Genomic DNA, 13401 nt, shown 5'->3' on the forward strand with positions numbered 1-13401 from the left:
CCTCAGTCCCTCCCGGGGATCAGGTCGCAGCCTGCACAGGCGGCGCACATCGTCCTGGCCTGTGCAGCATCGAGCCCGGCCGCCGCCATCTCCCGCGCGGCGACGGCGTGCAGTCTGAGCAGCCGGGAGGCGTCAGGGCGGCGATAGTGCGACAGCCCTGCAGCGGGTGTGAGGGGGCGCAGGACCGGGATCACGCCCAGACGGCAGAGCCTTCTTACCGCCTCCTCCATCTCGTCGTCGCTCTCGCCGAGGCCGACGATGATGTTGCTCTGGACGTGGTTCTTTCCGAAGAGCCGCACCGACGCCGCAAGCACCTCCCAGAGCAGGTTCCAGTCCTGCCCGGGGCACATCTCGGCGAAGATCCCAGGGGTCGCCGCCTCGATATTGAACTTCACCTCGGCAACGCCGGCTTCCCAGAGCAGGCGGGGGGTATCCCTGGTCGGGCATATCGAGACCCCGATGGGAAGGCCGAAGGGAACGAGCGCCCTGACGACCTCCAGCGCCCGCTGCTCCTCCTCCTCGACACTCTCCGCAACCCCGGCGGTGATCGAGACGGCATCTATCCGGTTCTGGACCGAGCGCACCAGGGCGACGACCTCGGCCGTCGTCTTCGTCCGGCCGCCGCTTCCCGGCACCGCACAGTAGCGGCACGAGAAGATGCACCGCTCAGACAGGGTGATGTATGCCTGCCTCGGGCAGTGGAGGCCCGGCGCCTCGAGCACCCCCCTGACCATCTCGCCCCTGAACGGGATCACGGCATTCCCCTTCCCCTCATGGATGAGCGTAAGGGGGGCATCGGGATCGACGGCGAGGCGGACCCGCCGCCCCGCGACCGAGAAAAAGATCGATCCTTTTCCGCCGGCACCGGGCCCGGCGGTGGACGACGCCAGATACGCTCCCACAGGGACGCCCACGATCCGCGCCCGCCCCTCTGCGAGCAGTGCGGCCTTCAGGTTCAGCCAGTCCATAGGGCGAGCGCCTCCTCGAATTCGGTATAGAAGGGAATCGCCGCCACCGCCCCGATCAGGCCGCGGCCGTCCATCACGACCCTCACATGCCCTGAAACGGCGTCGAGGTCGGCGCGGGAGACCTGCCCGCGTTTCACCGCCTCACCATACGCCCGCAGGGGCGACGGGTCGAAGCCGATATGGACGGCCATCCCGGTCTCCTCAGAGAGGGTGTGCCGCCGGAGCAGACCGGCAAACCTCCCGACAAGCCCGTCGGGATCGGTGGAAGCGAACTCCACCGCGCAGGCGACGCAGTTCTTCGTCCTGAACGGCACCGGGAAGAGCTGGACGATCGTATGCGAGAGATAGACCGAGGCATCGTCGGCCACGGCCTTTGCGATGTTGTGGACGAGCGTCCAGGTGGCCCCGGCCTCAGGGGTGTCGGTATCGTCGACCCCGATGATCACCCGCTCCCTGCGGGGGAGGCGGATCGTCGATCCCGCCACTTTTCCCCCGCCTGAATCGTCGCAGTCGGCGCCGATCACCCCGCCGGCGCGGGCCCGGCACGCCGCCGCACCCACGCCGCCGCCGCCCATCCCCAGGTAGGCGACGGCGATCTCGTCCCCGTCCACGGAGGCGCCAGCGATGCCCGCGGGGAACCGGGAGCCTTCGAGGTTGAGTGGGGCCGCACCGGCCCTGAGCACATAGCGGGTTGTCCCCCCGACGCTGCGGGCGGAGAGCACGATCGGGCTCTGCGCATAGTGGCGGCGCACCCACTGAGCCCCGCCGATGCACTCGTAGAACTCCACCACCTCGATTCTGTCGCCGCCGGGATCGGCGATCCCGACGATCAGGGGATAAGAGACCACATAGGGGTCAGGCAGCCCCTCAGATCCCGCCTTCAGGTCGCTCTCCATACAGCCCCGCCGCTTCCACTCCGCAATTTCCCCAGAGAACTGCACCAAAGGCCCCGATCCGCCCCTTGCTCCGCGCCGAATCAATGAAGGTGACACCGATCCGCTCGGCCTCGGCCTCGACCTCCTCCCTCTCCAGGATCTCGGTCTTGATCTTCCGGGCGTATTCAGACTGCGGGACGTCGATGCCCCGGTAATACGCAATCCCGGTGTCGCCCGAGACTGCGTTCGTCTCGATGTAGTCCTTCACGAACGCCAGGAGTTCATCGACCGATCCCGGGCGTACAGCAAAGTTCAGCACCGATCCGACGCAGTTCGTCGTCTTCTTCGGCACTGCCGGGTTGAGCTGCACAAGCCTCATATTAAGGTACTCGGCACCGGCCACCCTGCACGCCTCGGCGCACTTCAGGGCAAGCACCCAGGTCGCCCCATCCTCCTTCGTATCGGTGTCGTCGATCCCGATCGTCACCTTCTCATAGACCGGCGAGACGATCCGCACACGGCAGACGCGAGCGCCGCCGATGCGGAGGTCGTCCTCGGTCGGGTACTCGGCGCGGATCACGCCCGGGGCCTGCGGGAGACAGGCGGCGACACCGACCCCGGCGCCCGCAATACCGGCCCAGGTGGTTACGACCTCGTCGCCCTGCACCTCTACACCCTCAAGGGCCTGGCCGCCGATCTCCTTGCCCGCCGCACCGAAATGGGCGTCCTCGCGGCCGAGACGTGCACGCATCGTCATGGATGACCCCTGCACCCCGGCGGAGGCGAGCACCCCCCCGGCACGCCGCCGATTCATCATGTCCCACTCGATGGTGCCGCGGTGCCGGCAGGTCTCCAGGATCTCGGCCATCCCGGCCCCCTCGTCCACCATGACAATAAACTTCTGCGCGAACAGCGGCCCGAACCGGGCCTTTACATCCTCTGGCGTGAGCGTGATCATCGACATACACCGAAAATTTCGTTGACGAAATGGTCGGCGTCATCCGGTATAAAAGGATCGTCACAAAATCAGCTGATCGCATCCCCAGTACTTCGCTAAAATGGTTGAGGCGGCCGTCAGGAGATCAAATCATCGGCTTCCCTTCGCGTATCTTCGCGTCTTCGCGTGAGCGTTGTGCACGGTGGGCGAGAGAGCCTCACGCGAAAAGAGGCGAAGCCGCGACGTCCGGGTGCTGCCAACGCCGTTCAAAGTCGTCGCGCGAGACCGGATCGCTCGATGTCGGACGTCAGAGCGAAGTACTGATCCCTCGGGTCGGTCCCGGGCATACCGTTTTTCCGACCGCCCCGGCACCGGCGTGCCGAACCACTCGCGCGAAGACTCGAACGCCTGAAACGTTTTCCGGATCTTCGCAGCCCATCGTGTGAAACAGTCCCATGATCCCGATCGACCTGAGCGGAAGAGAACGAAGGTGTCGAGGATACCCCACACAAAAGCGAAGAGCCAGATAATGGAAAAAAGAATTAGAAGAGGTCCCTCAGGTTGAACTTGAAGGGGCCGAGATTGCCGCCGAAGTTGCCGGCGCTGATGAAGACGACGCCGGGCACCATGCATGCCGCCCTGACGCCCTCGGCCATCGCCTCCTTCACGCAGTCCTCGTCGAGGCCGTCGATGACGATCTCGTAGATCGCCTTGACGCCCTCGGGCACCTTCGTGTCCTCGACCTTCTCACGCAGCGTCGGGCAGTACTTCTCATTGGTGGAGGCAGGCATGAACTTGTACTTCTTGCTCCCGACCTTCGATCCTGAACCGACGATGCCGCCCGGGAACGAGGTGATGACGCCGCCGACACCGGCGATCGCATCGACTGCCGCCTGGGCGCCCATGAGCGCCGCCATCTGGTTCTCGCCCATCACAAAGAAGTTCCCGCCGGCAACGCCCTTGACGATGCCGAAGTCCTCTTCGCCGACATACTCGCCGTTCATGATCGGGATCGCCCAGCACTTCCGGCCGCCGACCTCTTTCTGGTACTCGTAGCCGTCGCCGAAGAAGTGGAGCTTCACCGCGATCCGCTCCTCGGCCTCGGGCAGACCGTCGAAGACCGCCGTGGTCGGGGCGGTGAGGACGCACTCAGCAAGACGCTCGACGACCTGCTCTTTCAGCTTCTTCTTTCCCGCGCAGATCAGAATGGCAACACCCGGGCGGCCGTCAGGGGTCTCGTCGCCCGAGAGGAATCCCTCGATGCCGGCCTCGCAGGGGCATCCGATCGCCGAGGTCGCAAACCCGGTCGCCTCGTTCGCAGCCCTGTACGCCCAGTCTTCAGTCACAGCGGTGATGATAATCCTGGAAACCCACGTCGGGAACGCTTCAGCATACTCATCGTCGATGGTCACACCATTATATTCCATTTTGTGCACCTCATGTGCAAAGGTGCCGGACGCTGCCGTACACCATGTACACTGATAGAGTGTGCATCAGGGGAGCAGAAGAAGATTTCTAATTCTCACCCGGGCAGCCCCGGCGATCTGACAGCCCGGTGGAAAAAGCCCGGTTTCACCCCAAACCCACAACGCAGGAGCTCCCGGGGGGCAGACCTGACGGGCATTTAATACCACCACCCAATTAACATAGTATCATTGATCAACCGCCGGAAATGGGTTTTTTCCGGCCGGGTTCATTCAGAAAGTTTATCTATATTATTTGACAACTCTTTCTTAATCGATTTTTAATCGAGATAGCTGGTGCGTGAAACCATGGCATTTGCAGTGCATGTAAACATGGAGCGGTGTACCGGTTGTAACAATTGTGTGGTCGCGTGCCCGGTAGGCGCACTTGAGCTCAGCACGGTGGATCCTGTCACAACAGACAAGATCTACAAGGTGATGAACGGCAAGGCAATCGTCCTTGACGTCAAACACGAGCTCTGCGCCGGATGTGGCGTGTGTGTCGAGGCGTGTCCATACAACGTGATACGACTGGTCGTTGGACCAATGCAGTCCGGGCCAGGTGCCCAGACACAAGGTTAAAGGAGTGAGGGTAATTCATGGCGATATTTCCAAAATTCTCCAAGAAGAGAGATGGTGTAAACATCATCAATGAGCAGAGACTTCTCCAGCAGGTCAACCACCTGGTTCTGGATACCCAGCGGTGCACAGGCTGCGGTATCTGCGCGGAGTCCTGCCCTGAGGATGCAATTGCGATCAGCATGGTCGGTGCGACCAAGAGAAAGAGTGCAATCGACTACGCAACCCCGGTGAACATTGACGAGGTCAAGTGTTCGTACTGTGGTGTCTGCGTTGTGATGTGCCCCTTCAACGCGCTGACCCTTAAGATCGACGGTGAAGAGCGCCTTCCGATTGTTGAAAAGGAAGGTTTCCCCGAATACGACATGGTCACCAAGATCGACGATGAGAAGTGCGTCAGGTGTACCATCTGCGAGGACGTCTGCCCCCGTGACGCAATCGACCGGGATGTGCCCGCGTTCGAAGGCGGCAGCGAGGACGGCCGCGACCGGCAGAGCGCACTGACGGCAAAGACGACCTTCGAGGTCGACACCGAGAAGTGCACAATCTGCGGTATCTGCGGCGACCTCTGCCCGGCGATCACGGTCAAGCGCAAGGCGTTCACCGCTGAGAACGGAAAGGTCGACGGCGAAGTCCTCTGGGAGGAGAGCCTCTGCGATGCCTGTAAGGTCTGCGTAGAAGCCTGTCCCGAAGAGGCGATCAAGGTCAACCGCGAGGTCTCAGCAAAGAAGCTCCCCGGCAAGGTCGAGATCATCGAGGATGACTGCTGCACCTGCCGCTGGTGTGCGATCAACTGCCCGACCGAAGCGATCACCGTCGAGAAGATCTTCGAGGGTGAGATCGAGTTCCACCCGGAGAAGTGCCCGGGCGGCTGCTCCACCTGCGTGGAGATCTGTCCGGCCAACGCGATCTACCTCCCGTCCCCCGAGCCCGCAGCCCAGATGAAGGGCCAGAAGGAGGAAAACATCGCCGTCAACAAGGATCTCTGTATCCTCTGCGGCGCGTGCGTCAATGCCTGCCCTGGTGAAGACATCATCGTCCTGAGGCGGACCGGCATCAGGATCAAAGGCAAGGAGACCGACCTGTTCAAGCGGATCAAGGACAAACTCCTGACTCCGAGAACCTCGAAGGTCAAGGAAGGCGTAGCCCCTGGCGAAGTGGAACTCAAGGCCCTCGATAACGCGTGAGGTAGTGAACATGGCAAAAGGATATAATGACCCTGCAATGGAAAAGAAATTCCAGGACAGGTATTATCACGCTGCGGACAACCCCGAATTCACCAAGGAAGTCGAGCGGATTGGACGCACAATAGCACACATGTGCTACCAGTGCGGTACCTGCACCGGTTCCTGCCCCTCGGCCCCCCGCTCGAGCTACCGGATCAGGAAGTTCGTCCGCCGTGCAGTGATGGGACTGGAGAGAGAAGCGCTGACCGACCCGGACCTCTGGCTCTGCACCACCTGCTACAGCTGCACCGACCGCTGCCCGCGCGACATCGCCCCGACCGACATCATCATGGCGATGCGCAACCTGGCCTTCAAGTGGGACATCATCCCGAGGAACTTCCTCAAGACGGTCCAGCTCATCTACACCACCGGCCACGGTGTGCCGAACAACGACGTAAACCGTGCGGCGCGCCAGAAACTCGGTCTCGAGGCCGAACCTGAGACGACCCACAAGTACCCCGAGTTCATTCCGGGCATCCAGAAGATCATGGACCACTACAAGATGAAAGAGAACGCAGACAGAATCCTCTCAGAGGGTGAGCACTAATGCACAACGGTATGCACGAGTATGCATTTTTCCTCGGCTGCATCGCACCGAACCGGTACCCCGGCTGTGAGGCCGCCGCCATCAAGACGAGCAGGGCGCTGGGCATCGAGCTCCTCCCGCTGAAGGGCGCAAGCTGCTGCCCGGCGCCGGGCGCATTCGGCTCCATCGACCTCAACGTCTGGTACGCAATGGCCGCCAGGAACATCTGCCTCGCCGAGGAGATGGGCAAAGACATCACCCTGATCTGCAACGGCTGCTACAAGTCGATCTACGAGGTCAATGAGCGGCTGAAAGAGCATGACGACCTCCGCGACGGCGTCAACGAAGTGCTCGCCGAGATCGACATGGAGTTCAAGGGCTCTATCGATGTCTACCACCTCGCCGAACTCTACTACGACCCGAAGATCTGCGGCGTCGAGAAGATCCGCGAGTCGGTCGTCCGTCCGCTCACCGGCACGAAGATCGCCGTCCACTACGGCTGCCACCTTCTCAAGCCCATCAAAGAGCGCCGGTTCACCGACGCCGAGAACCCGATGTGGATCGAAGAACTCGTCGACGCCCTCGGCGCAGAGTCCGTCCAGTACCGCAACAAAATGCAGTGCTGCGGTGCAGGCGGCGGTGTCCGCGGTTTCGATCTCGCCCACTCGCTGGACATCACCAACGAGAAGCTGATCAATGTCACTGAAGCAGGCGCGGACGCCATCACCGAAGTCTGTCCGTTCTGCCAGCTCCAGTACGACCGCGGCCAGATCGAGATCAAGGAAAAGTTCGGGATCGAATGGAACATTCCGGTTCTGCACTACAACGAACTGCTGGGCCTTGCCCAGGGCATGAGCCCCCAGGAGCTTGCACTCGACCTCCACGGCATCGACTGCAAACCGTTCCTGGACAAGATCCTGTAAGGGAGGAATATCAATGGCAGAAGAAAAGAAACAACCCAGAATTGGTGTGTTTGTGTGCCACTGTGGTACCAACATTGCAGGGTCTCTCGACGTTAAGGCGGTACAGGACTACGCCAGGACCCTCCCCGGTGTGATCGTGGCCGACGAGTACCAGTACATGTGCTCGACACCGGGCCAGAAAAAGATCGATGATGCGATCAAGGAGCACGACCTCACCGGTATCGTCGTCGCCGCCTGTTCCCCCCGTCTCCACGAGCCGACCTTCAGGACGGCCACGAAAGAGGGCGGCCTGAACCCGTTCAGGTTCGAGATGGCGAACATCCGTGAGCAGAACTCGTGGGTGCACATGCACGACTACGAGGGCGCCACCGCAAAGGCAAAGGACGCCGTCAGGATCGCCGTCGCAAAGGCTGCGCTCCTTGAGGACCTCTACCCCAAGAGCGTGCCGGTCGAGCACGCCGCCATGGTCGTCGGCGCAGGTGTCGGCGGCATCCAGGCAGCGCTCGACCTTGCGAGCGCCGGGATCAAGACCTACCTCATCGAGAAGACCCCGACGATCGGCGGACGCATGTCCCAGCTCGACAAGACCTTCCCGACCCTCGACTGTTCGCAGTGCATCCTCACCCCGAAGATGGTGGACGTCGGACGTCACCCGAACATCGAGCTCCACACCTACACCGAGGTCGAGGCTGTCGAAGGTTATATCGGCAATTTCGACATCACCCTCAGGAAGAAGGCACGCGGCGTCATGACCCCGACCGAGGCCACGGCAAAGGGCATCGTCGGCGGCGGCTGCAACGGCTGCGGCGACTGTGATGCGGTCTGCCCGGTCATCAAGCCGAACCCGTTCGAGTTCGGCATGAAGCCCAGAAAGGCGATCTACATCTACCACCCGCAGGTCGTCCCCCTGATCTACACGATCGACTTCGACTCCTGCGTCAAGTGCGGCCTGTGCGTCGAGGCATGCGGCGAGAAGAAGGCGATCGACCTGAACATGGAAGACTCCTTCGAGACCGTCAAGGTCGGCACCGTCATCCTGGCCACCGGCTACGACGCCTTCCCGATCGAGAAGAAGCGCGAGTGGGGCTACAAACAGTTCGACAACGTCATCACCTCGCTCGAATTCGAGCGGCTCATCTGTGCGTCCGGTCCGACCGGCGGCCACCTGATCCGGCCGAGCGACGGTGCAACCCCGAAGAAGGTCGCATTCGTCCTCTGTGCGGGTTCCCGTGACAACACCGGCGTCGGCAAGCCCTACTGCAGCCGCTTCTGCTGCATGTACTCGCTCAAGCACGCCCACCAGATCACCGAGAAGATCCCCGGATGTCAGGCCTACATCTTCTACATGGACATCAGGTCCTTTGGCAAGATGTACGAGGAGTTCTACTACCGCATCCAGGATGAAGGCACGAAGTTCATCCGCGGCCGTGTGGCAAACATCCTCGAAGACGCGAAGACCAAGAACCTTCACGTCTATGCAGAGGACACCCTCCTCGGTCAGCCTGTCGACATGGTCGTCGACATGGTCGTCCTCGCCGCCGCAGTCGAGCCGACTCAGGGCGTCGACACAGTAAGAAAGATGTTCGGCGTCTCCTGCTCACAGGACGGCTGGATGCTCGAAGCCCACCCGAAGCTGAACCCCTGCGGCACCACGACCGCCGGCGTATTCCTCGCCGGTGTCTGTCAGGGTCCGAAGGATATCCCCGACACCGTAGCCCAGGCCGAAGGTGCTGCGTCTGCAGCGTCCATCCCGATCCACATGGGCAAGGTGGAGCTCGAGCCCTACTTCGCCCAGTGCATTGAAGAGAAGTGCGCTGGCTGTGGCATGTGCGTGAACCTCTGTCCGTACTCCGCTCTCGACCTCATCGAGAAGGACGGCAGAACGGTCATGCACGTCACCGAGGCAAAGTGCAAGGGCTGCGGCACCTGCGGCGGATTCTGTCCGGGCGGTGCGATCTACATGCAGCACTTCACCACTCCGCAGATTGTTGCGCAGATTGATGCATTCCTCCTTGGAGGTGAACAGTAAATGGCAGAAGGAGAATGGCAACCTAAGATTCTGGCGATCATCTGCAACTGGTGTTCCTACGCCGGCGCCGACCTTGCGGGCTCGGCCCGTATCCAGTACCCGCCTGACGTCCGTGCGATCCGTGTGATGTGCACCGGGCGTGTCGACCCGCTCTTCATCATGAAGGCCTTCGCCGACGGCGCCGACGGCGTCCTCGTCTCCGGCTGCCACTTCGGCGACTGCCACTACATTGCGGGCAACTACAAGTGCGCCAAGCGGATGTTCCTCATGAAGAGCGTCCTCAAGGACCTCGGTATCGAAGACAACCGCCTCAGGATGACCTTTGTATCGGCATCCGAGGGCGCAAAGTGGGCAAAGGTTATCGAAGACGTCGTCAAGACCGTCAAGGACCTCGGCCCGAGCCCCTTAAACCAGCTGCAACAGTAAACCACGGAGGTTGAAACGGTGCCAGAAATTGAATTGAATCTGATATCAGGCCGGACAATCCAGCAGGGTGTGTCCATGGAAGGCGGGAAGGAAAAGCCCGCCTACACCAGGGCCTGCGGCATCATCGAGATGGATGATGCCGACTTCAAGCGCCTGGGTGCATGGCGAAACACCAACGTCCGTGTAACCAGCGAATACGGCAGCGTCGTTGTCAAGGCCGTGCAGGCAACCCAGGGCCCCCACCCGGGCCTCGCCTTCATCCCCATGGGCCCGTGGGCAAACCAGGTCATCAGCCCGAACACCTACTCCACCGGGATGCCCACCTTCAAGGGCGTGCCGGTGAAGGTCGATGTCGCAAACGGCGAGACCGTTCTCGAAGGGCTCGACCTTGTCAGGAAAGCATGCAGGGGTGAGATCTAATGGCAAAAATCGTAACTGATGTGGTGTGTCCGTTCTGCGGAACGCTCTGCGACGACCTTGAAGTCAAGGTCACCGACGACGACAAGCAGATCCTTGAGGTCTACAATGCCTGCGTCATCGGAACGGAGAAGTTCCTGCACTCACAGGCAAAAGACCGCCTGAAGGTCCCCATGAAACAGGACGAAGAGGGCAACTGGAGCGAGGTCTCTATCAACGAGGCTGTCGAGTACACCGCTCAGATGCTCGCCAAAGCCAAAAAACCGCTGATGTACGGCTGGAGTTCCACAAACTGCGAGGCGCAGAGCATCGGCGGCGAGATTGCCGAACTCTGCGGCGCAGTCGTCGACAACACCGCAACCGTCTGCCACGGCACCACGCTGATCGCCGTGCAGGACGTCGGTGTGCCGAGCTGCACTCTTGGTGAGGTGAAGAACCGTGCCGACCGGATCATCTTCTGGGGATGCAACCCTGCCCACGCGCACCCGCGCCACATGAGCAGGTACTCGATCTTCCCCCGCGGCTTCTTCACCGGGAAGGGCCACAAGGCACGGAAGATGATCGTCGTCGACCCGCGGACCACCGACACCGCAAAGATGGCCGACATCCACATGCAGCTCGAGCAGGGCCGCGACTACGAACTCCTCAGCGCTCTGCGTGTCGCCCTCCGCGGCGCACCGCTCCCGGAGAAGGTCGCTGGCATCCCGAGAGAGACGATCATCGATGCTGCCGAGACGCTCAAGAGCGGTCGGTTTGTCGTGATCTTCTTCGGTATGGGCGTCACGCAGTCGCTCTCGAAGAACCACAACATCGACATCGCCATCATGCTCACCAAGGACCTCAACGAGCACACGAAAGCGGCCATCATGCCGATGCGGGGCCACTACAACGTCACTGGCTCCGGCGAGGTGCTGGGCTGGCAGTTCGGCTACCCGTTCTCGGTCGACCTCTCGCGCGGCTTTGCCCGTTACAACCCGGGCGACTCGTCTTCGAACGATCTTCTCCGCCGCGACGAAGTGGACGCCGTCTTTGTCCTTGGTTCTGACCCGGGGGCGCACTTCCCGATCTCGTCGGTGAAGAAGATCGCGAACCTCCCGTCAGTCTGCGTCGACCCGCACTACACCCCGACCACGGCAGTCTGCAAACTGCACATGCCGGTCGCATTCGTGGGCGTCGAGGTGGGAGGCTGCACCTATCGGATGGACGCCGTCCCGATCCACGCCCGCAAGGTCGTCGATGCTCCCGAAGGCATGCTCACCGACGAAGAGTTCCTGAAAATGGTGCTCAAGCGCATCAAAGAGATCAAAGGGGTAGCATAAGATGGCAGAATACCTGATCAAGAACGGATTCGTCTTCGACCCCGTGCTCGGGATCAAAGGCGACAGGACCGACATTGCCGTCAAGGACGGCAAGATCGTCGAGTCGACCGCCCTTTCAAACCCGCAGGTCATCGACGCCGCGGGCAAGACGGTCATGGCGGCCGGTGTGGACATCCACGCCCACGTCGCCGGCCCGAAGGTCAACGCCGGCCGGAACTTCCGTCCTGAAGACAAGCTCTTCACCTACAAGGCCGGAAAGGGCGCAATGAGGATGGCGGGCGGTTTCTCGATCCCGACCACCTTCAAGACTGGCTACGAGTACGCCCGCATGGGCTACGGCACCGTCATGGAAGCGGCAATGCCGCCCCTGTACGCCCGCCACGTCCATGAAGAGATGCGCGACACCCCGATCATCGACGAGGGTGCATATCCGGTCTTCGGGAACAACTGGTTCGTCCTCGAGTACCTGAAGAACAACGAACTGGAGAACACGGCGGCGTACATCTCGTGGCTGCTGCAGACCACCAGGGGCTATGCGGTCAAGATCGTCAACCCCGGAGGGACCGAAGCATGGGGCTGGGGCCTGAACTGCAACTCGATCCACGACCCGGTCCCGTACTTCGACATCACCCCGGCCCAGATCATGAAGGGCCTGATGGAGGCGAACGAGTACCTCAAGCTCCCGCACTCGATCCACATCCACACCAACAACCTGGGCAACCCGGGCAACTACGAGACCACGCTCGACACCTTCAAGCTCTTTGAGGGCGAGAAGCCGAAGGACTCGTTCGGGCGCAGCCAGGTGATGCACCACACCCACGTCCAGTTCCACTCCTATGGAGGCGACAACTGGGGCAACTTCGAGTCGAAGGCCGACGTCATGATGGACTACGTCAACGCCCACGACAACCTGACCATCGATATCGGGCAGGTCACCCTGGACGAGACGACGACGATGACCGCAGACGGGCCGTTCGAGCACCACCTCACCGAGCTGAACCACCTGAAGTGGGCAAACCGCGATGTGGAGCTCGAGACTGCTGCAGGGATCGTCCCGTACATCTACTCGCCCGACATCAAGGTCTGCGGCATCCAGTGGGCCATCGGTCTTGAACTCGCCCTGATGGCGAAGGACCTGATGCGGGTCTTCATCACCACCGACCACCCGAACGCCGGGCCCTTCACCAGGTACCCGCGGGTCATGAAGTGGCTGATGAGCCAGAAGGCGCGTGAGGCCCAGATTGACGCCATGAAGTACGGCGACAAGGTCAGGGACGCCACGTTCATCGCCGGACTCGACCGCGAACTGGATCTCTACGAGATCGCCCAGATGACCCGGGCCGGCACGGCAAAGGCACTCGGCCTCGGTCACATGTACGGCAGCCTCAAGGTCGGCATGGAAGGAGATGTTGCAGTCTATGACTACAACCCCGAGACCGCCGACGACCCCGAGCTGATCGAGAAGGCCTTCGGGAACGCCGCATACCTCTTCAAGGCCGGCGAGATGGTCGTCAGAGACGGCGACATCCTCAGCAACGGCAGGAAGCGGACACTGTGGGTGGACGTAAAGGTCAACGACAACCCGCAGGTCAGGCGCGATATCACCGAGAAGTTCCTCAAGTACTACACAGTCAGCGAGGCAAACTACGAGGTGCATGAAGAAGGCTACCTCAGAAACCCGTTCCGCATCGAGGTGGACGCGACCCAGTGAGG

Annotated in this window: 13 protein-coding genes; 9 read left to right on the forward strand and 4 right to left on the reverse strand. The window is 61.6% G+C overall.

What is annotated here, in order from left to right; genetic code table 11:
- Positions 1-2 precede the first annotated feature (2 nt).
- The 4 genes from HWN36_RS04445 to fhcD form a co-directional block, all read right to left on the reverse strand.
- The gene (locus HWN36_RS04445) at positions 3-968 is read right to left on the reverse strand and encodes a radical SAM protein (RefSeq protein WP_176788256.1); all 966 of its coding nucleotides are present in this window, start codon (positions 966-968) and stop codon (positions 3-5) included.
- Entirely contained in the window at positions 956-1864 is a 909-nt protein-coding gene (gene mmp11 / locus HWN36_RS04450) for a methanogenesis marker protein 11 (RefSeq protein ID WP_176788257.1), read from the reverse strand. Before mmp11 ends, HWN36_RS04445 begins: the two co-directional genes overlap by 13 nt.
- Positions 1836-2801, reverse strand: coding sequence for a DUF1743 domain-containing protein (locus HWN36_RS04455; protein ID WP_176788258.1), 966 nt, complete (start codon positions 2799-2801; stop codon positions 1836-1838). The genes mmp11 and HWN36_RS04455 overlap by 29 nt, the downstream gene beginning before the upstream one ends.
- 521 nt (positions 2802-3322) lie before the next feature.
- Positions 3323-4207 (reverse strand): formylmethanofuran--tetrahydromethanopterin N-formyltransferase, encoded by an 885-nt coding sequence (gene fhcD / locus HWN36_RS04460; protein ID WP_176788259.1) that lies wholly within the window; start codon positions 4205-4207, stop codon positions 3323-3325.
- A 345-nt stretch (positions 4208-4552) separates the two neighbouring features.
- Between fhcD and HWN36_RS04465 the strand changes: the two genes are divergently transcribed.
- Genes HWN36_RS04465 through HWN36_RS04505 form a run of 9 tightly spaced genes read left to right on the forward strand, consistent with a single transcriptional unit; the run spans position 4553 to position 13399 of the window.
- Positions 4553-4825, forward strand: coding sequence for a 4Fe-4S binding protein (locus HWN36_RS04465; protein WP_176788260.1), 273 nt, complete (start codon positions 4553-4555; stop codon positions 4823-4825).
- A gap of 17 nt (positions 4826-4842) precedes the next feature.
- Positions 4843-6009 carry a 4Fe-4S binding protein gene (locus tag HWN36_RS04470; protein WP_176788261.1) on the forward strand — a complete coding sequence of 389 codons (1167 nt, stop codon included), beginning with the start codon at positions 4843-4845 and terminating at the stop codon, positions 6007-6009.
- Between the two features lie 10 nt (positions 6010-6019).
- Positions 6020-6595, forward strand: a complete 576-nt coding sequence (gene hdrC, locus HWN36_RS04475; protein ID WP_176788262.1) for a CoB--CoM heterodisulfide reductase subunit C — start codon at positions 6020-6022, stop codon at positions 6593-6595.
- Positions 6595-7497, forward strand: coding sequence for a CoB--CoM heterodisulfide reductase subunit B (gene hdrB / locus HWN36_RS04480; RefSeq protein ID WP_246269846.1), 903 nt, complete (start codon positions 6595-6597; stop codon positions 7495-7497). The genes hdrC and hdrB overlap by 1 nt, the downstream gene beginning before the upstream one ends.
- A gap of 13 nt (positions 7498-7510) precedes the next feature.
- Positions 7511-9526: a CoB--CoM heterodisulfide reductase iron-sulfur subunit A family protein gene (locus HWN36_RS04485; protein WP_176788263.1), complete on the forward strand. Its 2016-nt coding sequence runs from the start codon at positions 7511-7513 to the stop codon at positions 9524-9526.
- Positions 9527-9952, forward strand: a complete 426-nt coding sequence (locus HWN36_RS04490) for a hydrogenase iron-sulfur subunit (RefSeq protein WP_176788264.1) — start codon at positions 9527-9529, stop codon at positions 9950-9952.
- An 18-nt stretch (positions 9953-9970) separates the two neighbouring features.
- Entirely contained in the window at positions 9971-10372 is a 402-nt protein-coding gene (locus tag HWN36_RS04495; RefSeq protein ID WP_176788265.1) for a molybdopterin dinucleotide binding domain-containing protein, read from the forward strand.
- A complete protein-coding gene (locus HWN36_RS04500; protein ID WP_176788266.1) occupies positions 10372-11688 on the forward strand; it encodes a formylmethanofuran dehydrogenase subunit B in 1317 nt (438 codons plus the stop codon). The genes HWN36_RS04495 and HWN36_RS04500 overlap by 1 nt, the downstream gene beginning before the upstream one ends.
- A gap of 1 nt (position 11689) precedes the next feature.
- A complete protein-coding gene (locus HWN36_RS04505; RefSeq protein WP_176788267.1) occupies positions 11690-13399 on the forward strand; it encodes a formylmethanofuran dehydrogenase subunit A in 1710 nt (569 codons plus the stop codon).
- The last annotated feature ends 2 nt before the right edge of the window (positions 13400-13401 follow it).

Source organism: Methanofollis tationis, from assembly GCF_013377755.1.
In the GTDB taxonomy this organism is placed as follows: Archaea; Halobacteriota; Methanomicrobia; order Methanomicrobiales; family Methanofollaceae; genus Methanofollis; species Methanofollis tationis.

Bases quoted from the DNA above. Each gene is read 5' to 3' on its own strand.
- HWN36_RS04485 (WP_176788263.1), top strand. From the start codon at position 7,511: ATGGCAGAAGAAAAGAAACAACCCAGAATTGGTGTGTTTGTGTGCCAC.
- HWN36_RS04455 (WP_176788258.1), bottom strand. From the start codon at position 2,801: ATGATCACGCTCACGCCAGAGGATGTAAAGGCCCGGTTCGGGCCGCTG.
- HWN36_RS04500 (WP_176788266.1), top strand. From the start codon at position 10,372: ATGGCAAAAATCGTAACTGATGTGGTGTGTCCGTTCTGCGGAACGCTC.
- HWN36_RS04490 (WP_176788264.1), top strand. From the start codon at position 9,527: ATGGCAGAAGGAGAATGGCAACCTAAGATTCTGGCGATCATCTGCAAC.
- hdrB (WP_246269846.1), top strand. From the start codon at position 6,595: ATGCACAACGGTATGCACGAGTATGCATTTTTCCTCGGCTGCATCGCA.
- mmp11 (WP_176788257.1), bottom strand. From the start codon at position 1,864: ATGGAGAGCGACCTGAAGGCGGGATCTGAGGGGCTGCCTGACCCCTAT.
- HWN36_RS04505 (WP_176788267.1), top strand. From the start codon at position 11,690: ATGGCAGAATACCTGATCAAGAACGGATTCGTCTTCGACCCCGTGCTC.
- HWN36_RS04470 (WP_176788261.1), top strand. From the start codon at position 4,843: ATGGCGATATTTCCAAAATTCTCCAAGAAGAGAGATGGTGTAAACATC.
- fhcD (WP_176788259.1), bottom strand. From the start codon at position 4,207: ATGGAATATAATGGTGTGACCATCGACGATGAGTATGCTGAAGCGTTC.
- hdrC (WP_176788262.1), top strand. From the start codon at position 6,020: ATGGCAAAAGGATATAATGACCCTGCAATGGAAAAGAAATTCCAGGAC.
- HWN36_RS04465 (WP_176788260.1), top strand. From the start codon at position 4,553: ATGGCATTTGCAGTGCATGTAAACATGGAGCGGTGTACCGGTTGTAAC.
- HWN36_RS04445 (WP_176788256.1), bottom strand. From the start codon at position 968: ATGGACTGGCTGAACCTGAAGGCCGCACTGCTCGCAGAGGGGCGGGCG.